Below are 21,069 nucleotides of genomic sequence, written 5' to 3'. Positions count from 1 at the left end.
AAGGAGGTTGAGAATTGCTGCGAACGAAGAAAATGTTCTTGTCCGCCATTGCATCATCCATGGTGGTTTGTGTTGTTATGGCCCCCGCGGTAGTGCATGCGGATGGGGCATCATTCAGCGATTTGGATGTGGAAGCCCATTACTATGACTCTGTCATTGAGTTGAGCAAAAGGGGAATCGTGAATGGTTTCCCGGATGGTACGTTTAGACCGGGGGAGCATGTAACGCGCGGGCAGGCAGCTGCGATGCTTGCATCAGCGTTGGGGATAGATACAGATAATGTTAACAACCCTAACTTTACAGATCTACCAACGACCCATGCATTTTATATGGAAATTGCAGCACTGGTACAGGCTGGTGTAGTGGGTGGTTACACGGATGGGACTTTTAAACCGAATGCTTTCATGACGAGGGCGCAGATTGCGAAAATCATTCATGATGGGTTCGGACTTTCGGGAGACTCCTTGAAAGAAACGCCTTTCTTGGATATTTCAGCAGATGATTGGTTCGCACCCTATGTTGAATCGCTCCGGTTGAATGGAATTACTTCAGGTACGTCGCCGACGACATACTCACCGAATTCTTTTGTCACACGTGGTCAGTTTGCTTCATTTATTACAAGGAGTGAGGCGGCCGTTTCGGTTTTGAATTTCGCGGGAAATGGTAGGTTTGACCTTGTGAATGGGAAGAGGGAAAGTGCTTCATTCCGGGGTCCGAATGGTATTGCTTTTCTGCCTGACGGATCACTACTTGTTGCGGATAGCCGAAATCATGTGATTCGGAAAATCTTTAAGGGAGATATCAGCACGTTTGCAGGAATGACTTTGGATATAAACGAGTTCGGGTTGCCGCAAGGTGCATTCTACAATGGTGATAAGGAAGCAGCCTTCTTTGATGAACCCTTTGATATTGCTGTGGATGCTGTAGGGGATATCTTCATTGTTGATTCCAAAAACCATGCAATCCGTAAAATTTCACCAAACGGTCAAGTTACTACTCTTGCGGGTGGCGGCTTCATTGGAAAGGATGACGGATTCGGTGAAAATGCCCTTTTCTATTCCCCGCGGGCGATTGCTGTTGCTGAAAATGGAACGGTATATGTAGCGGATACATTGAATCATTTGATTCGCAAAATAACTACAGATGGCAAAGTGACGACGTTGAATGCTGCTTCCGAGCGGGTTATTGAGGTTGCTTCGGGTGAAGTGGAGTGGGTGGGTGATCATCAAGATGGCCTGTTGAAGGATGCGAAATTCAATGAACCTTCGGGTCTTGCGCTTGACTCGAAGGGGAATTTATACGTCAGTGATTCCGGTAACCAAGTGATCCGGTACATCGACTTTTCAACAAATACCGTTTCCACTGTGGCTGGTGTATTTCGAGGATACTCCATTGACGGGTTATACGCAGGTGGAGATTATTCGGACGGGTTGGCGGAAAGTTCACGATTCAACTTCCCGAAAGGCCTGGCTTATTCAAATGAAAACGGCTTGTTCATAGCAGATAGTGTGAATAAGTCAATTCGGGTTTTGAAGGATGGGAAGGTTAGAACGATTGCACGAGGGTTCAAGAGTCCGACGGGCATTGCTGTAGATACGGAAGGCAATTTACATGTAGTGGACAGCTATGACAATAGGGTTTTACGAATTTTGAGTAAGGGAGGCATGTAAGTGAAGGCTACCAAACCGATTAAACAGCTTGTTGCGCTCTTCCTTGCAGCTGTTCTCATGTTGTCGGGAGTTGGGCAGCCGGTTGGAGCCGCTGAAAATCGGACTGCAAAAATTGAAGATGTGATTGGTACTGTTTGGATCATAAAGGCGGGCGGGAATCTACCCATCAGGGCTTATCCAGGAGCACGATTGGGTCAGGAGGATCGTGTGATAACCGAGAATTTTTCCAGCGTAAAATTGGTAATCAGTGATACGCATGATGAATTGACGATTACCCAAAATGCCGATTTGGTGTTAACGGATTTGCGTAATGAAGCGGGTAAGAAGGTTACGAAATTACTTATTTGGGCAGGGTCAGTATTATCCAATGTCAATCCCGATAAAAATCGGAAGGATGTATTTGAAGTCAATACACCCGGCCAGAGTATCGGGGCAAAGGGCACCCTTTTTCTGGTTACTGTTGATCCAGGTACTGGTAGAACGACACTTTCGGTTTTGGATGGTATAGTAGGGATCCGAAGTGACAGTGACACTGGCAGTGACAAAGACAGACAACTCATTCATCCTGCGCAGCAAACTATTCAATATCCGGATGAAATAGGTGCAACTGTAGAATTTCTTAATTTCGAAGATTTGAATTCACAGCTTACGCTTCATATGTTGGAACAGATTGCATCCTTGAAAGACAAATTCGATAAAGAGAATGAAGAATTTATTGAAGAAACGAGACGACAATTGCTGAACGGCACTTCACTTGATTCTTTACTATTTAACTCTGTAGAAGAACTGCAAAGATATGAAAGAAACATTCAATTTTTAATGGAACACATCTTACAGGCTGCCATTGATTCTGGTAAAAGCTCTTCGGCTGATATTGAGCGAATAATTCGCGAGGCAAATCGTTCGTTAGAGCAACCAATCAACCTTGGTGGACGTGAAGAATGGATTTTAACTGAACGGGAAAGGGAGCGGCAAAGGGCGCTTGATGATGCAAGACGGCAAAGAGAGGAAGCGCAGAAGCGTGAATTAGAGGAAAGGAAAAATAGCCAAGCTGCGTTACTTCAGAAAATAGAAAATGAACGAAAACAGCAAGAAGAAAGGATTAAAAAAGCTTTAGAGGATGCCAAGCGTGCTGCGACAGAGCGATTAAGAGAAGGGTTAGACCCTGATGCTAAGGCTGAATTGGATGCAAGGCTAAGAGATAAAGAACTTGAAAGACAGAGACAACAAGATGCGGCGAATAGGGAAAGGGAGAGAACGGCACCACCTCCTGTTGTCCAACCGTCAAGTCCGCCCGAGCGGCCAACCCCACCAATTTCCGTAGTAGAACGAAATCTGAACTCGGCCAAAGCGCAAGTTCCGGTTTCCGCGGAGCTGTATACGTCGGAAAGTTGGGGAAGAATTGAAGTTGCTTTAGGGCTTGGTGAGTCGACGGATGAGGAGAAGATTGTTAAAACAGAAGAGCTTTTGAATGCGATTAGTGGATTGGTAACTCAGGTTGATCAGAATTTGATGAATGCAATAAATAGCGTCCCTTCCGATTCTGAGTTGTACAGCGATGAAAGCTGGTTTAATTTAATGGCGGCTTTGGATTTACCTGAAGAAACGGCTGAAGATAAGGTTGCTAAAGCGGAAACAATTTGGGTTGCGATTAGTAATTTAATAGAAAGAGATAGAATGAATCCGGAAATGGTGTTGGCCGCATTAAACGATTTTTATCCTGATGGATCTGAAGAGCCAATTGATTTTCTAACTTCCTATTCGGATGTACTTGGCATTGATTTTTATACCGTTGACGACGAATATGAACGGTTTCATCCTTTTGCTGAATCGCTTGCATATGAAGTGTTTTACGCAAGGCCAGAAGAGGGTTTTTCAAGTATTGATGAATTCAAGGAAATCTATGAACAACTACTACTAATGAATATTGAGTTTGTAAACGAAATAATGCCGGATATAAAAGAAATAAACGTATCAGTAATTGGAAGCATTATAACCTTATCCTGGGAAAATGAAGAAGGCTATAGGGATATTCGTATTTTTATTGATGGTGAACCTATTTGGGAATCAAACGGAATCGAATATTCAGCTACCTTTGCCATAGAATTAAGCGGTGAACGTCATATCCATGTGGAGTTTAGACATTCAGGAAGCGATTGGCCACAGGCGATTTCCGAGAGTATCCCTGTAACACTTGAACGATGAATATGCAAAAAATGGCAACAGTCCTGATTCTTGAGAACTGTTGTCTTTTGTGTGTTGAATTTTGACAATCCTATTGTGACAAACTATCACGGGTAGGTATAATGAAACTATCTAATATATTTTTTCAATGTTATTATTACAATGCGGGAATTTAGTATTATGCTATTAGTAATGGGGAAATAGAAAATCAAGGGAATGGGAACAGGGAAAATGAGAATAAATCATAATATAACTAATCTCAATAATTACAGAAATCAACAGCTGACTAATAATTCGATTACGAAGTCTGTCAACAAACTATCATCGGGGATGAGGATTAATACCGCTGGCGACGATGCATCAGGGCTATCTATATCCGAAAAGATGCGTGGGCAAATCCGGGGGCTTGAGGAAGCTTCCAAAAATATTGATATCGGCATTTCACTTATTCGAGTTGCCGATGCTGGGCTTGGTCTAATATCCGATCCTAATTTGATGCGATTACGGGAACTGACTGTGCAGGCGGCCAGCGATACAGTGTCTGACGAAGACCGTAAGTTTATTCAAATTGAGGTCGATGAAATTTTAGCAGGGATAGACGAGCTTGCGAGTTCAACGAAATTCCAAACTAAAGATTTATTGAATGATGAAAACGGGGAATTCATTATTCAAGTTGGTCCTAATGCGGGACATCAGTTTAAGATTGGACTGACAAATGTAACGACGGCCGATGAAGGACTAAAGTTAAAACCTTTTGACGTGGTGGAATCACATCCAGACTACGGGACATTGTTTAAGAAAGTGGATTATGCGATAAATCATGTATCTTCAGAACGCTCTAAATTTGGAGCTTATGAAAATGTTCTTGAACATATCGGGTCAAGCGTGAAAAACTACCAAGAGAATTTAATCGCCGCAGAATCACGTCTTCGTGATGTGGACGTAGCTAAGGAAGTTACGGAACTTACAGGTAATCAGACTATCCTACAAGCAGCGCAGGCAATGATGGTAAAGGGAAATGAAATATCAGAACAGATATTGCAGCTCTTAAAATAAGAAGTAATATAGTTTTATAAAAGGGTTCTACAGAGTCATGTGATATCTGGAGGGCCCTATTTTTTTGCCTTGGCTGCGGTAATCGTATCGCAATGTAACTCGCTTGTATCACAACATAAAAGCTTCGTATCACAACGTAACTCGCTCGTATCACAACCTAACCCGGTCGTATAACAACGTAAAGTCCGTATCGCAATATAAAGGCTTCGTATCACAACTTAAGTCGCTCGTATCACAACGTAACCGCGTCGCATCACAACGTAAAGCCCGTATCGCAATATAAAGGCTTCGTATCACAACTTAAGTCGCTCGTATCACAACGTAACCGCGTCGCATCACAACGTAAAGCCCGTATCGCAACATAAAGGCTTCGTATCTCAACGTACCTCGCTTGTATCACAACATAACCGCGTCGTATCACAACGTAAAGCCCGTATCGCAACATAAAGGCTTCGTATCACAATGTAAAGCTCGTATCACAACCTAACCCGGTCGCATCACAACGTAAAGCCGGTATCGCAACATAAAGGCTTCGTATCACAATGTAACTCGCTTGTATCACAACATAACCGCGTCGTATCACAACGTAAAGCCCGTATCGCAACATAAAGGCTTCGTATCACAACGTAACCCCGCCGCACCACAACATAACCCCGCCGTATCACAACGTAAAGCCCGCATCACAACAAAAAGGCTTCGTATCACAACGTAACTTGCTCGTATCACAACGTAACCGCTTCGTATCACAACGTAAAGCCGGTATCGCAACATAAAGGCTTCGTATCACAATGTAACTCGCTTGTATCACAACATAACCGGCTCGTATCACAACATAACCCGCTCGTATCACAACATAACCCCGCCGTACCAGAACATAACCGCCAGTATCCCAACCCCATTAGTCTACCAACAAAACTACCAATCACTTCATCTACAAAAAATATCTTTTATATTATTTTAATATTTTCTATTGACTGTACAATATAATTGTCTTACAATAAACCTAATTTAACAGAATCTTCGAAAGGAGTTGAGGTGTTGTAATGATTCCAAAAATTAGGGACGTTCAGTCGGGGATTTTTCTTCTGATTGTAAGCGTTATCATGTTTAGTGCGACTCTGAGCTTTAAAAAGTTGACGACTTCGCTTGTTGGTCCTGCTTTTATGCCGCAAGTTATTGCCGGTTTGATTGCTTTAATGGCTCTTGCAATCATTATTCAGGGAATTAGGAATGTGAAGGCGGAAAGGGTTAAAGAGGCTTCTTCTGATGTTGTTACTAAAAAAGATCCGAAAGATGAGGTTACCTATCGGCCAGTCATTTTGACATTCATTCTGATGGCTGTGTATGTTGCAGTGATGCCTTTCGTCGGTTTTCTAATAACTACTGCGGTGTACATGTTCATTCAGATGATGATCCTTTCTGATAAACCGGAGAGAAGGTGGTTGTTGTTTGCAGTTGTTTCAGTAGTTGCTTCCGCCACCATCTACTATGTTTTCCGCAATGTGTTTTATGTCATGCTGCCGAGTGGGCTTTTATAAGGGGGGTAGGAAATGTTTGATTTACTAATAAGCGGGTTTGCATCAATTCTTACAATCAAGGGAATTTTGCTCATCGTTGGAGGGGTTATCCTTGGATTGATCTTCGGTTCAATTCCGGGACTTACGGCAACGATGGCAATTGCTATCTGTTTGCCGATTACGTTCGGGATGAGCCCGATTGATGGGATGGCGCTTTTGATGGGTCTCTATATTGGTGGGGTTTCGGGTGGTTTGATTCCAGCGATTTTGCTTAAAATCCCTGGTACACCATCGTCCATCGCGACAACATTTGATGGCTACCCGATGGCACGGAATGGTGAAGCGGGCAAGGCGTTCAACTTTGCAATCGTTTCTTCTTTCATGGGAGGGCTCTTAAGTATTATCGTTTTGATTTTAATCGCACCGCCACTTGGAAAGGTGGCCCTTCAGTTCGGACCATTCGAGTATTTTGCAATCATTATTTTTGCTCTTTCTCTAATTTCGAGCTTGTCTGGTGATTCATTGCCGAAAGGGTTGATGGCTGGGCTTCTTGGAATCGGGTTTGCGATGGTCGGTTCCGCACCGATTGATGCGTTTCCACGTTTTACATTTGGCGCGAAATCACTTGACGCAGGATTTTCATTATTGCCGGTACTGATTGGGTTATTCGCAATATCTGAGATTCTCATCAATGCGGAGAAGAAGGTTAAGGATAATCTGAAAGTTAATATGAAGAAAGTTAGCTACAAGGTGAGTCTTAAAGAATATCTTGGACAAGGCTGGAACTGGTTCAGGTCAAGTTTGATTGGGCTTGGAATTGGTATTCTACCTGGTATTGGAGGCGGGACATCGAATATCCTTGCTTATGCGGCTGCGAAAAACTCTTCTAAAAAACCGGAAAAGTTCGGAACTGGTATTCCGGACGGTGTCGTTGCTTCCGAGTCTTCAAACAACGCGGCTATCGGAGGGGCACTTGTTCCTTTGATTTCACTCGGAATTCCGGGAGATACGGTTACTGCTCTTCTTTTAGGTGGACTAGTTCTTCATGGACTACAACCTGGACCACTTCTCCTCCAAAATAATGGAGATGTTGTTTACGCAATCTTCGCGGCACTATTAGTTGCGAATGTGTTCATGATTTTGTTCTTGTTCCTTGGTATGAGAGGCTTCGTCAAGATGTTGAGTATTCCACAAAATATTCTAATGCCTGTCGTCCTTGGACTTTGCGTGGTCGGCGCATACGGTGAGAATGGTCGTGTATTTGACATTGGCGCACTATTCTTCTTTGGACTTCTTGGATACCTGATGATCAAGTTCGGATTCCCGTTGACTCCGCTTGTTTTAGGTTTCATCTTAGGGCCGTTGCTTGAGACGAATTTACGCCGTGGACTGATGTTGTCACAAGGGGATTTCATGCCATTCCTGACGTCACCGATTGCAGCAGTATTCCTTATTTTTACATTCGCTTCTATTGGATTTAAGCTGTACAGCGGCTGGAAGAAAAAGCGAAATAAAAATAATGAGCTATTCAATCTACTTGAAGGGGAACAATGATTTATCAAAATAAAACCAATTTGAACTGGGGGAGTAACAGATGAAAGGTGTTTGGAAAAAAATAGCGTTTGGAGCAGGTGCCATTGCGCTTGCTGCAAGTCTTGCGGCATGCTCAGACTCGGATAAGGCTTCAGGCGATACGGCGGCTAACTATCCAACAAAGCCAATTGAAATTGTCGTGCCCGCGGGTGCTGGTGGAGATACTGACTTGAATACTCGTATTATGGCGAAGGCGATGGAAAAAGAACTTGGCAAGCCACTTGTCGTAACAAACGTTACAGGTGCAGGTGGAACGACAGGTACTCAAAAAGTGATGGATGCAAAAGCAGATGGCTATACAGTTTTGGCGTTCCACAACTCTATGCTTCTAAACAAGGTTTATGGACTTGCGGATTACACATTCTCAGACATGAAAGTGGCAGGCGTAGGTGTTCTTGACCAATCCAACACATTCCTTGTTTCTAAAGATTCAAAGTTCAAAACAGTTGAAGAGCTGATTGAATACGCAAAAGCCAATCCGAAAAAAGTTACGGTTGCAACTGAAATTGGTTCAATGACGTACATGCAAATTGTTCAATTCCAAGAACAGACAGGTGTTGAATTTAACATTGCGGACGTTGGTGGTGCTTCCGACAAAATCACTGCACTTTTAGGTGGCCGAGTAGATATCGTACCGACTTCTCTTGGACTCGTTCAAGGCTATCTTGAGTCTGGTGACTTTGTAGCACTTGGCGTCATGGCGGATGAGCGTCTTGAAGATGCTTCCGACATTCCAACATTCAAAGAGCAAGGTGTAGATCTTGTCGTCGATAAAGTATTCCTTTGGGCATTCCCTGCAGACACTCCAGATGAAGTCGTTACTACTTTCACAGAAGCAATGAGTAAGGCGGTCGAAAGTGAAGAGTATCAGGCAGAAATCAAGAAGTCTTGGTTGAAACCAGTCTATATGGATCCAGAAGAGGCGATGAAGAAACTATCCGAGGTTGAAGCAGAATATGTAGAACTTCATAAATTGACCGGTGGCAATTAAGAAGTCTGTCACGTGAATAACAGGAAGGACAGGCCCGGAACGGTTGATCATTGATCGACTTCCGGGCTTCTCTAATTAAACCAGAAGAAATCGAGGGGATTTATTATGATGTATGTTTCAGTCACTGTTAACACTGCAGATTTGACCGATCTGGATCTTCGGCAGATGTCACAGCTTGGTATTGATTATGTGGACTTTGGAAACGGCCAGTCATTTAAAGGCGTGAAGGAACAAGGTTATCCTGATCTCGACGAGCTGTTGAAGCTTAAAAAACGTGTCCGCTCGTTTGGTCTCGATATTAATAGAGTTACGTTGCCGAATATTTCACGTTCATTCATGGATGGCATGGACGGAAGTGAGATTGAACTTGAGAACTCACTTGATGCTGTACGGGTTTTCGGTGAGGCGGGGATAAAGATTGTTCGCCAGCGTTTTGAGGGTGATGTTTTCTATGGTAGAGGTTTAAGTTATGAGGCAATCCAGCGCGGGGGTGCAATTGCACGCGGGGAGAGCATCGGATTGTTGAAAGAGAAAGAACCTACACCGACTCAAGAGGAATTGCAGAAATGGTGGGGTTCATTCCAACGTGCTTACCGTGAAATCGTTCCGCTTGCGCAGGACTATGATGTAAATGTTGCGATGCATCCATCTGATACTCCGCATCCAGATTCCCCATTCGGCGGAATTGGCTTGAACCGGATTATTGATGATTTTCCGAATAAGAATGTCGGTTTCGTTTACTGCATCGGTACACGCGCGGAAGCGGGCGGTTCTTCGTTAGTAATGGATGAAATCAATCACTTCGGAAGAAAAGGGCGCATCTTCCTTGTTCACTTCCGTAATGTGAGAGGTAGCTTGCCGACAGCAGGTGCGTTTGAAGAGGCGCTATTAGATGATGGCGATTTGAATATGTTCAAAATTTTATTGGAGCTTCGTAAAGTCGGCTATAGCGGCTGTTTGAATCCCGATCATGTTCCGACGTTTGCTGGGGATGTTGCGGATTTTCATGATAGTTGGAAGTACTCGAATATTGGCTGGAAGCCGTCAAGCTTAGGGTTTGCGTATTCCGTCGGGTATATTAAAGCGCTGCTGAATGCGTTAAATGAATTTGAAGGCCGATGAGAATAATCAAAAAGGGGGGAGAGATGATGACCGACCAGGGAGTAGAAGTTAAACCAATCTCCATTAAAATGAATGCCCTCGACAATGTAACAATTGTCGGGAATGACAACGGCCTTCCCGCTAAGACGAATCTTCAGGAAGGCATACAACTTATCCAGAGAACACCCCAAGGCCATAAAGTCGCATTAAAAGACTTTCAAGAAGGCGATGCGATTATAAGATATGGCGAAATCATCGGGTTTGCGGACCGGGAAATTCCGAAAGGCAGCTGGATCCGTGAAACGATGCTTCGTATGCCGGAAGCTCCAAAGTTATCGGAATTGGAACATGGGATAAATGTGGAACCACTTGAGCCATTTAAAGAAACGTATACATTCATGGGCTATCCGAATCCGGATGGTTCATTCGGCACGAAAAACCTTTTAGGAATTACGACAAGTGTACAGTGCGTAACTGGTGTTTTAGGATTCGCCGTTGAAAAGATAAAGAAGGACCTGCTTCCACAGTATCCAAATGTCGATGATGTTGTAGCGATTGACCATGCGTACGGGTGTGGGGTCGCGATTGATGGGCTTGGATCTGAGATTCCGATCCGCACAATCAGGAATCTGACAAGCCATCCGAACTTTGGAGGGGAAATGCTCATTATCGGGTTAGGATGCGAAAAGCTGACGCTTGACCGACTTGATGCCGGGGAAAGTGAATCGGATGTTTTATTCCTTCAAGACCGAAATGGGTTTTCTGAAATGGTTGACTCGATTGTAGAAATGGCAAAAGAACGACTCGAACGATTGAATCGACGTCAACGGGTGGAGGCGCCTTTGTCCAAATTGACGGTTGGACTGCAATGCGGTGGAAGTGATGCGCTTTCGGGTGTGACGGCGAACCCGGCTGTCGGTCATGCGGCGGATCTTCTTGTTCGTGCAGGGGCATCGGTTATGTTCTCCGAAGTGACGGAAGTACGGGATGGTATCCATTTATTAACCGCAAGAGCGGAAACGGAAGAAGTCCGTAATGCATTGATTCGCGAAATGGAATGGTATGACGCCTATTTGGCAAGAGGGCTTGCCGACAGGAGTGCGAACACAACACCTGGGAACAAGAAAGGCGGCCTATCCAATATTGTTGAGAAGTCGCTTGGTTCTATCGTCAAATCTGGAACTGCACCAATTGTGGACGTTCTTGCACCGGGCGAGAAGGTTCGAAAGAATGGACTGACATTTGCTGCAACACCTGCAGGAGATTTTGTATGTGGAACATTGCAGTTAGCGTCAGGAATGCATATTGAGGTGTTTACGACCGGGCGAGGGACGCCATACAACTTATCTATGGCGCCGGTACTCAAAGTTGCAACAAGAACGACACTCTCTGAGCAGTGGCATGATTTGATCGATGTAAATGCAGGAAAGATCATTGACGGCGGGGCGACGATCGAAGAGATTGGGGAAGAAATTTTCAAGGCCATTATTGATGTTGCAAGTGGTCGTCGTCAGACGTGGGCAGACCACTGGGGGATAAAAAATGATCTTGTTTTATTCAATCCTGCACCTATAACATAAATGAAGTTGACAGATAAGTTTTATTGTCTTACAATAAAACAAACAAACATGAAAGGTGGAAGATTTAGAATGGTTAAACGCAATTGTCCGACTGGCATTTTAGGTTTCCCGGTCGCACCACTTAAAGAGGATGGGCAGCTTGACTTGAATGGTCTAAAGGCGAATATCGAATTTTTAATGAATAACGGGGTGCAATCCGTTTTTGTGGCTTGTGGAGCGGGGGAACTTCACGCGGTGACACAAGATGAATACAAACAAATGGTCGAAACAGCAATCGAATTAGTAGATGGACGTGTGCAGGTTTACACAGGCGTAGGGGGCAACATCCAGCACGCATTGGAGCAGGTTAAAATTTCTACAGACGCTGGAGCGGACGGCTATCTAATCCTTCCACCTTACTTGATTGATCCATCGCAAGACGGTTTAGTAAACTATTTGAAGGCAATCATAGAAAGCTCGGAGTTGAACGCAATTCTCTATCAGCGTGACAAGTGTATTTTGACGAAAGAAAGTTTACTTGAACTGTGTAAGTTGCCGCAGCTTGTAGGGTTCAAAGACGGCGTAGGTGATATGGAATACAATACGGAGGCAGTTCAACTGATTGGCGACCGCCTTGAGTGGATCAATGGCATGCCACTTGCGGAAGTGACGATGGCTTCCTATTACAATCTTGGATTCCGGACATATTCTTCAGCCATCTCAAACTATATTCCGCATATTTCAGCGAAGTATTTTGAGGCGTTACAACAAGGCGATCATAAGACGATGCATGATGTGCTTGAAGATGTCATCCTTCCGATCCATTCAATCCGAAAACGCAAAGCAGGCTACGCTGTTTCATTAATCAAAGCTGGGATGAATATCGTTGGACTTCCGGTCGGTACGACGGTCAGACCACCAATCGCACCAGTTGAACAAGGCCATTACGATGAACTGAAAGAGCTCCTGACTGCTGCACTTAAGAAGTATCCAGCACCAGCGACTGAACAAGTGGAGGTGTCTTGAATGACGACAAGTACAGAAACAACAGTCCAAACAGTTCTGAATTATATCGACGGACAGTGGGTTGAAGCAAGCTCCGGCAAAACGGGGGAAAGCTTGAATCCGGCAAACGTAGAAGATGTGGTCGGACGCTACCAGATGTCGGCATCTGAAGATTTGGATCAAGCTGTTGAGGCGGCTTGGAATGCTCAGAAGGAATGGCGAAAGCTTACTGGTAACGTACGGGGCGATGTACTTTTCAAAGTTGCTGACATTATGGAAAAGAGAATCGATGATATCGCGCGTACGATGACTCGCGAGATGGGGAAAACATTCCCGGAAGCGAAAGGGGAAACGGCACGCGGAATTGCGATTCTTCGCTATTACGCTGGGGAAGGAATGCGCCCGGTTGGTGATGTTATCCCTTCAACAGATAGCAGTGCACTTATGTTCACGACACGAACACCGCTTGGCGTAGTCGGCGTTATCACTCCGTGGAACTTCCCGGTTGCTATTCCAATCTGGAAAGCTGCACCGGCTTTGATTTACGGAAATGCAGTTGTTATGAAGCCTGCGAGTGAGGCGGCTGTTACATGTGCAAAAGTGATCGACTGCTTCCATGAAGCCGGGATTCCAGCAGGAGTCATCAATATGGTGACGGGATCGGGCTCGGTCATTGGTCAAGGACTTGCCGAACATTCTAAAGTGAACGGAATCACGTTCACAGGATCCAATGGCGTTGGTAAAAGGATAGCTCAGCTTGCAGTTGAGCGCGGCATTAAGTACCAACTTGAAATGGGTGGGAAAAACCCGGTAATCGTTGCGGAAGATGCTGATTTGGATCTTGCTGTTGACGCGACTATTAGCGGGGGATTGAAATCGACTGGCCAGAAATGCACGGCGACAAGTCGTGTGATCGTCCATGAAGCAGTTTACGAGGAGTTCCGTGAGAAGCTGTTGACGAAAGTATCGGAAATTACTGTGGGAGACGGCCTTGATGAAGGAAGCTGGATGGGCCCTTCTGTCAGTGAGAGCCAACTGAATACGGTCCTTTCTTATGTTCAAAAAGGTAAAGAAGAAGGAGCGAAATTGCTTTACGGCGGTAATCGATGTGAAAAAGGGGCGAATGCAAAAGGATATTTCGTTGAGCCGGCAGTTTTCGATGAGGTGACTCCGGATATGGCGATTGCTCGTGAAGAGATTTTCGGGCCAGTTCTTGCATTGATGAAAGTGTCGTCGTTTGAAGAGGCGCTTGAGCTTGCAAATGACTCGGATTATGGTCTTAGCGCTTCCGTATTCACAACGAATATTTCGAAAGCTCTATCCTTCATCAATGAAATGGACGCAGGTTTAGTACGCATCAACGCGGAAAGTGCAGGTGTTGAACTGCAAGCGCCATTTGGCGGGATGAAGCAGTCTAGCTCCCATTCGCGTGAACAAGGACGCGCCGCAATCGAATTCTTCACGTCGATTAAGACCGTTTTTGTAAAGTGATTTGGAAAGAGCCGGAGAAAAACAAATCCGGCTCTTCTTTTGGCTATTAACCAAAATTCGGGAATGGAAGGAACTTGATGCATGAGCGTTTTTACTGCAATGCATAAGCAGCGTAGGATACAAGCGCGGCATGGCATTATGCTGATGCTTTTTTTCTTTTCCGCTGTCAGCTTTTCGGAACGTTCGATTCTTTCGATTGCAGGAGCTCCAATTGCCGCGGATTTAGGCATTGGTGATGTGGCAATGGGATTTCTGTTTTCGGCATTTGGTTGGGCGTATGTAATCGGTCAAGTGCCGGGGGGACTGATATTAGATCGTTTCGGTTCAGGCAAGGTGTATGGCACGGTAATCCTTGTATGGACGACTGTTATTATTTTGCATGCACTAACTGGATACTTGACGCCGGTAGTGGCATTCATCAGTTTATTCCTATTAAGGATTTTATGCGGATTTATTACTGCTCCGGTTTTCCCTGCAAATGCTCGGATTGTCAGTGAGTGGTTCCCCCCGTCTGAAAGGGGAAGGGCTTCCTCCGTATTCAGTTCATCTCAATACTTTGCGATTGTCTTATTTGGACCGGTCATCGGTTTTATAGCACAAGGTTTCGGTTGGATGTATGTATTTTTAGTGTTCGGTGTGATTGGCGGGGTTTGTTCAATACTTTGGTTTAAATTTTACAGGGATCCGGATTCGGCGAACGTGCCTGTCGAAAAGATAGTAGTGGAGAGAATTGGAGCTCGGAAGGTACCATGGAGACAGCGGCCAATCATTCGGTTGCTATCGAATCGAATGACTCTTGGAATCTACATCGGTCAATATTGCGTCACTGGGATTACATACTTCTTTATGACTTGGTTTCCTGTCTATTTAGTGAGTGAAAAGGGGCTGTCCGTCATGGAAGTTGGACTCGTTTCGACAATTCCGGCTATGGCGGCGTTTTTAGGTCAGCTTTGGGGCGGAAGATTTTCGGATGGGTTGATTGGAAGAGGCGTTCCGCTGTCTAAAGCAAGGAAGATTCCGATTATCATTGGCATGCTTTGCTCGATGTCAATCATCTTTGCAGAAATGGCCGAGTCGACAGTTCTTTTGATTGCCATCATGTCCTTTGCGTTTTTTGGCAGGGGGTTCGGCGGAATGGGCTGGGCGATTGTTGCTGAAACATCGAATAAGGAAAACGCTGGACTGAATGGTGGGCTATTCAATATGTTTGGCAATTCGGCAGGCATTGTCACACCTATCGTTATCGGGTTCCTTGTACAGTGGACGGGTTCATTCGAATTGGCTTTGTTGTACGTAGGCATCCATGCAGTTTTTGCTATACTTTGCTATGTATTTTTCGTTGGGGAAATTAAACAAGTTTCTATTAAATAGGGGGCGACGAAATGAAAACAGCTATTGAAGAAGCAAAGAAGACGGAAACACCGGTGATCACGAAAGTGACAGTTATTCCTGTAGCGGGCCGGGACAGCATGTTGTTGAATCTGAGCGGTGCACATGCTCCGTACTTTACACGAAATATCGTATTGCTTGAAGACAGTAGTGGAAACGTTGGTGCTGGGGAGGTTCCAGGCGGAGAGGCGATACGCCGTACACTCGAAGAGTCGATTCCATTAGTCAAAGGGCAATCCATCGGAAGATATAATTCAGTGCTTAATCAAGTTCGCATCGCATTTGCGCATAAAGACGTAGGTGGCCGTGGTAATCAAACATTCGATTTGCGCACGACGATCCATGCGGTGACTGCACTTGAAGCAGCATTCTTGGACCTTTTAGGGAAACATTTAAATGTGCCGGTCGCGGAACTTTTAGGTGAAGGTCAACAACGTGATAAAGTGAAAATGTTAGGCTATTTATTTTACGTTGGTGATCGGAAAAAGACGGATCTTGCCTACAATGATGGGGTTGGCGAAGCAGACGGTTGGGACCGCATTCGACATGAAGAGGCGCTGACACCTGAAAGTATCGTTCGCCTGGCGGAAGCAGCATACGATAAATACGGTTTTGAAGATTTCAAGCTGAAAGGCGGCGTTTTAGCCGGCGAGCAGGAGATTGAAGCGGTCACTGCGCTTGCGAAACGGTTCCCCGATGCTCGAATCACCCTTGACCCGAATGGCGGTTGGTTATTGGAAGATGCAATCCGTCTCTGTAAAGGATTGGGTGATGTCCTTGCTTATGCAGAGGATCCATGTGGTCCAGAAGACGGCTATTCAGGACGTGAAACTATGGCAGAATTCCGCCGCGCAACTAACCTTCCGACAGCGACCAATATGATTGCAACAGATTGGCGCCAAATGGGTCATACAATCCAATTGAATGCTGTTGATATCCCACTTGCGGATCCTCATTTCTGGACGATGCAAGGTTCGGTTCGCGTTGCGCAAATGTGCAATGATTGGGGATTAACATGGGGCTCGCACTCCAATAACCACTTTGATATTTCACTCGCAATGTTCACACATGTTGCTGCAGCTGCACCAGGCAAAATAACGGCGATTGACACACATTGGATATGGCAAGATGGACAGCGCTTAACGAAAGAACCTTTTCAGATAAAAGGTGGAGAAGTTGAAGTACCTAAAACAGGTGGATTCGGCCTCGAAATCGATATGGGAGAGATTGAAAAAGCACATAAGTTGTATGTCGATATGAAGTTAGGCACTCGCGATGATTCTGTCGGGATGCAGTATTTGATCCCCGGGTGGAAATTTGATCCGAAAAAGCCTTGTCTTGTTCGATAAATAATTCCTATGTCTGTGCATTCTGATATTTAGTTTTTTGTCTAAGAATAGTATACTTAAGCTAGATTAAATTGTAGTATTGTCCGTCAATATTAAAGAGGAAAGGAGGTACCGATTTGCAGTTATATAATGTTGATACGGTGAAGCGTAACACCCTCGCCCAGCAAGTAATGGAACAGATTATCTCACTCTTGTTCAGGGGGGAATTGAAACCGGGCGACAGGCTTCCGCCTGAGATGGAGCTGATGGAGAAATTGGACGTCAGCCGCCCTGTCATCCGCGAAGCACTAAGTTCGCTTGAAACGCTTGAAGTCATTTCAAGAAAGCCACGTGGCGGAACGTTTGTGAATGAAAAAGTCGGAAGCAGTCCGTTCCGTGCGATGTTAGCCATTTCCATCAACAATCTCCCGGCCGTCATTGAAGCGAGGATGACACTGGAACTTGGACTTGTTACAATCGCAGCCGAAAAAATTACAGATAGTGAGCTTGCTGAACTTGCAGTGACGATTGAAAATATCCGGAAAAATGATGAAGACTATGGAATGTACGATAAGCAGTTCCATAGAATCATCGCCTACAGCGCGAAAAATCCAGTTGTGGAAGGGATGATTGAGTCCCTATTGATGGCGCATGAAAAAACCGACTCACTCATCAAAGTGCGGGAGCCGGAATTAACGATCCAGTACCACACTGAAATTTATGAGGCCCTGAAAAAACGGGATCCAATTGAAGCTTTCCAAAAGATGTACAGTCACTTAAGTTATGTACGGGATAAAATTTTGAACGATCAAAATAAATCATCGTGAAAACAGGACGGGAAATGTGCAATTTCCTGTCCTGTTTTCTTTAAGGGAGGAATTCAAGTTGAAGGAGAAAATATTGATTTACACTCCGATTTCGGAAGAAGGGACAATGAAACTTGAAGAAAGGTTCACTGTTGTTACGGCCGCTCCAGGAAGTGGGGAATTCAATAAGGAGATTGTGACGGCCACTGGCTTGATTGGCTCAAGTTTGAAAGTTGATAGGGCATTGTTGGAGCGCGCACCATTCTTAAAAGTAGTTTCCAATATTTCAGTCGGATATGACAATCTCGATATTGATGAGCTAACGAGGCGGGGGATTTTAGCAACCAACACACCTGATGTCCTAACCGAAACAACAGCCGATACAATTTTTAGTCTGCTCCTTGCAACTGCAAGAAGAATTCCTGAACTTGATCAATATGTCAAAAAGGGGAACTGGACAGGGAAATTAAGTGAATCTCTATTTGGCATGGATGTTCATGGAAAAACGCTTGGCATCATCGGGATGGGGAAAATCGGGCAAGCCATAGCGAAACGAGGGCGGTTCGGATTCGGAATGGACATACTTTATCATAATCGCTCAAGAAAGCCGGAAGCTGAGGAAAAACTCAATGCGAGATATATGGAATTGGATGACCTATTGCAGCAAGCTGATTTTGTCTGCTTGATGGCACCGTTAACTGCGGAAACGGTTCATCTGATCAGTGCCCGTGAGTTTAAATTAATGAAGGAAACAGCTATTTTTGTTAATGGATCAAGAGGTGCGTTAGTGAATGAGGCTGATTTGGTGGCTGCCTTGAAGGAAGGTCGAATCCTTGCAGCGGGACTGGATGTTTATGAAAAGGAGCCGCTTGGCAAAAATCACCCATTCATTGGGCTGAGGAATGTCGTCACTCTCCCGCATATCGGATCCGCGACTTTGGAAACTCGCAGGAAAATGGAAGAGCTTGCAATCAGGAATTTAATCGCCGGTTTGACAGGTGAGAAACCGCCGTCGTTGATCAATGGGGATGGGATTCGAGGAAAGTAGTTTCAATCTCAAACGTTGTCGAGGCGCTCAAGAAGCGGATTTTGCGCTCAAGAATGCAGCCGCGCGCTCAAAGAATCCTTTAAAATGAGGCATAATCAATCTAAATAAGTGCTATTCATCTATCATTACAACATACCTTTCTTTAGAGCAATCTATAGGGAGGAATTGTAACATGGAAATCATTCGGTTTAGTGGTGATCCCCATAGCACGGTGAGGTTTATTAAAGCGAATTTGGATTTATTGGAAGCGGTGACGAGTTTTGAGGTATATTTCAACGATGAGGATATACCGGCACTCTATCGAAACGTCCCGGATATCTATTTAGATGAAGGGAAAAGGGAGTTTCAGTTAAGAAACTACACATTTATCTTACGGAACGGTGATAGTGAGCGGGAGATTTGGTTAAGTGGGGCGACTTGCGGATACAGTGGTAGTGGGCCGAGTGCAACGATTGAAATTTTGCAGGTGCTTGGCATTAAGTTTAATTACGACAGAATCACGTCGGAAAAGAAGATTATAGAAAAGGATCTTGTTACCCACCATGATTTGAACGTACACATCTATCGCCCGACGGAGCTGTGGAATTCTCGTGGAGATAAGATTTTCTCGGCCAAAATGTCATTTGAAACAGCCGCCCAGAAATACGAAGCAAAAAAGTTGATCGAACAAATGGGGTATTTACGGCCGCTGATAAGGCGCACAGACTATGAGCGAATTGGAGAAATCGAAGCTTATTATTTCGTGAATACACCTTATACGACACGAAAAGAATGGCCTGAATACGCTACGAATAACACGCTGACTTTAAATCGGGCGTATTCACAAATCGGTGTGAAAACGGTAAAAGAGATTATTGAGAATATCGGATATACGTATAATGCTAAAGTTGGGATTGAAACGTATGAGAAGATGTGGTGAACTTAATGAGGAATGCCAATGGCCGCGTTGCTATTGGTCTTTTTTCGTCTATTAAACGGTCAGTGAGAGTGTTAGAATTAATTAAATGAAAATTCTTGAAGCGAAAGGAATGGTGCATGTGAGTCGGTGGGAAGGGTTTGAGTTGTATGTAAGGAAAGTAATGGATGTCGAAAAGATTCCCGGTGTTGCGGTAGCAATTTCTGAGAATGGGGAAGTAATCTATCAAAAAGGCTTTGGAGTGAGAGATTTAACAACGAATGGGCCTGTGACACCGGAGACAATTTTTGGTGTTGCTTCTATTACAAAGTCATTTACCGCGCTCGCTATTATGAAATTGGTTGAGGAAGGCAAATTGCAACTTGAAGATCCGGTGAGTAAACATCTTCCTGATTTCAAGTTGAAAGATTGTGGGTTTACTGATGAAATTACAATTCATCATCTTTTATCGCATACAACTGGACTTGGGACGATGGAGCGCCTGGAAAAGTTGAATGGATTTGATGAGCATTTGCGTTATTTGAATGAAATTGATCATACCTATTTGGGCAGACCAGCTGAATTTATTTGCTACAACAATGATATGTTTTTATTGTTGGGGGCAGTGATCGAACGGATAACCGGCGAAAATTATCAAGACTTTATCCGAAGGTTAATTATCAATCCGTTGGGGATGGAACGGACTACATATGATCTTCAGGAATTGAAGGGCTTTGAGAATGTAACTGTGCCGTACGTTTTGGAGGAAGGGGATCCGAAGGAATGTCCTTGGCCTACGTTAGGGAATTATGCTGTCGGTGGCGGCATACGATCGACTGTATTGGATTTGCTTAAGTATGGGGAGGCATATGTTGGTGAATCGGGGAAGATTGTTGGCGATCAATATGTACGAAAAATGACCACACCTATACACTGGGTGAGCGGAAATAGCCATTATGGGTATGCGCTCAAGATTACCCCAGATTACTCTGGAGTTACACTAATTGAGCATGGCGGAGGGCAGCCGGGTGTTTCATCTAATTTTGGATTCATTTTAGAACGCGGGATAACGGTGGCTGTGTTGACGAATTTGAGTAATGTAAGTGCTGATGCCATTTGGCTTGCGGCGGTAAATGCTGTATTAGGGCTTCCGATTGATCAGAAAAGAAGTGTGGAACCGCAATATGATATGGACATTGAACAACTCAAGCGAATGGTAGGAACGTATCGCTCGGGAGAGGGTGCCGAGGTGGTCATCTCTTTGAATGATGATGTGGCTACGGCAACCATTGGGAATGAAACTTTTACTCTTCGTTCAAGCGATGATTCGACCCTCGTCATTGAGAAGACAGAAAAACCGATACGCTTCTTTTTTGACGGGGAAAATGATGCATGGGCGATGTTTTTGGGGCTTAGGATGTTGGTCAAGCAGTAAA

At 44.5% G+C, this 21,069-nt stretch carries 16 protein-coding genes; all 16 read left to right on the top strand.

Features of this window, described 5'->3' with window-relative positions:
- Positions 1-14 precede the first annotated feature (14 nt).
- The 16 genes from NSQ43_RS15430 (at position 15) to NSQ43_RS15355 (ending at position 21,068) form a co-directional block, all read left to right on the top strand.
- The gene (locus NSQ43_RS15430; RefSeq protein ID WP_339251620.1) at positions 15-1,670 is read left to right on the top strand and encodes an S-layer homology domain-containing protein; all 1,656 of its coding nucleotides are present in this window, start codon (positions 15-17) and stop codon (positions 1,668-1,670) included.
- On the top strand, positions 1,671-3,875 hold the full coding sequence (locus NSQ43_RS15425; RefSeq protein ID WP_339251618.1) for a FecR domain-containing protein: 2,205 nt from the start codon (positions 1,671-1,673) through the stop codon (positions 3,873-3,875). It begins immediately after the preceding gene.
- A 210-nt stretch (positions 3,876-4,085) separates the two neighbouring features.
- Positions 4,086-4,910, top strand: coding sequence for a flagellin (locus tag NSQ43_RS15420; protein WP_339251616.1), 825 nt, complete (start codon positions 4,086-4,088; stop codon positions 4,908-4,910).
- A 1,043-nt stretch (positions 4,911-5,953) separates the two neighbouring features.
- Positions 5,954-6,448, top strand: a complete 495-nt coding sequence (locus tag NSQ43_RS15415; RefSeq protein ID WP_339251615.1) for a tripartite tricarboxylate transporter TctB family protein — start codon at positions 5,954-5,956, stop codon at positions 6,446-6,448.
- A gap of 12 nt (positions 6,449-6,460) precedes the next feature.
- Positions 6,461-7,981, top strand: a complete 1,521-nt coding sequence (locus tag NSQ43_RS15410; protein ID WP_339251614.1) for a tripartite tricarboxylate transporter permease — start codon at positions 6,461-6,463, stop codon at positions 7,979-7,981.
- A 40-nt stretch (positions 7,982-8,021) separates the two neighbouring features.
- Positions 8,022-9,011, top strand: coding sequence for a tripartite tricarboxylate transporter substrate binding protein (locus NSQ43_RS15405; protein ID WP_339251612.1), 990 nt, complete (start codon positions 8,022-8,024; stop codon positions 9,009-9,011).
- A gap of 105 nt (positions 9,012-9,116) precedes the next feature.
- A complete protein-coding gene (locus NSQ43_RS15400) occupies positions 9,117-10,133 on the top strand; it encodes a mannonate dehydratase (RefSeq protein ID WP_339251611.1) in 1,017 nt (338 codons plus the stop codon).
- Between the two features lie 23 nt (positions 10,134-10,156).
- The gene (gene garD, locus NSQ43_RS15395; protein WP_339251610.1) at positions 10,157-11,692 is read left to right on the top strand and encodes a galactarate dehydratase; all 1,536 of its coding nucleotides are present in this window, start codon (positions 10,157-10,159) and stop codon (positions 11,690-11,692) included.
- A gap of 69 nt (positions 11,693-11,761) precedes the next feature.
- Positions 11,762-12,697: a 5-dehydro-4-deoxyglucarate dehydratase gene (kdgD, locus tag NSQ43_RS15390; protein ID WP_339251609.1), complete on the top strand. Its 936-nt coding sequence runs from the start codon at positions 11,762-11,764 to the stop codon at positions 12,695-12,697.
- Entirely contained in the window at positions 12,698-14,167 is a 1,470-nt protein-coding gene (gene gucD / locus NSQ43_RS15385; protein ID WP_339251607.1) for an alpha-ketoglutaric semialdehyde dehydrogenase GucD, read from the top strand. It begins immediately after the preceding gene.
- 81 nt (positions 14,168-14,248) lie between these two features.
- Positions 14,249-15,538 carry an MFS transporter gene (locus NSQ43_RS15380; protein ID WP_339251606.1) on the top strand — a complete coding sequence of 430 codons (1,290 nt, stop codon included), beginning with the start codon at positions 14,249-14,251 and terminating at the stop codon, positions 15,536-15,538.
- Between the two features lie 11 nt (positions 15,539-15,549).
- Positions 15,550-16,905 carry a glucarate dehydratase gene (gene gudD / locus NSQ43_RS15375; protein WP_339251605.1) on the top strand — a complete coding sequence of 452 codons (1,356 nt, stop codon included), beginning with the start codon at positions 15,550-15,552 and terminating at the stop codon, positions 16,903-16,905.
- A gap of 116 nt (positions 16,906-17,021) precedes the next feature.
- Positions 17,022-17,711: a FadR/GntR family transcriptional regulator gene (locus tag NSQ43_RS15370; RefSeq protein ID WP_339251604.1), complete on the top strand. Its 690-nt coding sequence runs from the start codon at positions 17,022-17,024 to the stop codon at positions 17,709-17,711.
- 58 nt (positions 17,712-17,769) lie between these two features.
- Positions 17,770-18,738, top strand: a complete 969-nt coding sequence (locus NSQ43_RS15365) for a D-glycerate dehydrogenase (RefSeq protein WP_339251603.1) — start codon at positions 17,770-17,772, stop codon at positions 18,736-18,738.
- Between the two features lie 172 nt (positions 18,739-18,910).
- Positions 18,911-19,657 (top strand): hypothetical protein, encoded by a 747-nt coding sequence (locus NSQ43_RS15360; RefSeq protein WP_339251602.1) that lies wholly within the window; start codon positions 18,911-18,913, stop codon positions 19,655-19,657.
- Between the two features lie 85 nt (positions 19,658-19,742).
- Positions 19,743-21,068, top strand: a complete 1,326-nt coding sequence (locus NSQ43_RS15355; protein WP_339251601.1) for a serine hydrolase domain-containing protein — start codon at positions 19,743-19,745, stop codon at positions 21,066-21,068.
- Position 21,069: the final 1 nt, after the last annotated feature.

The organism is Sporosarcina sp. FSL W8-0480 (genome assembly GCF_037963765.1).
In the GTDB taxonomy this organism is placed as follows: Bacteria; Bacillota; Bacilli; order Bacillales_A; family Planococcaceae; genus Sporosarcina.
The sequence above is the reverse complement of the archived record's forward strand: the minus strand, read 5'-3'. Positions and strand labels throughout refer to the sequence as shown.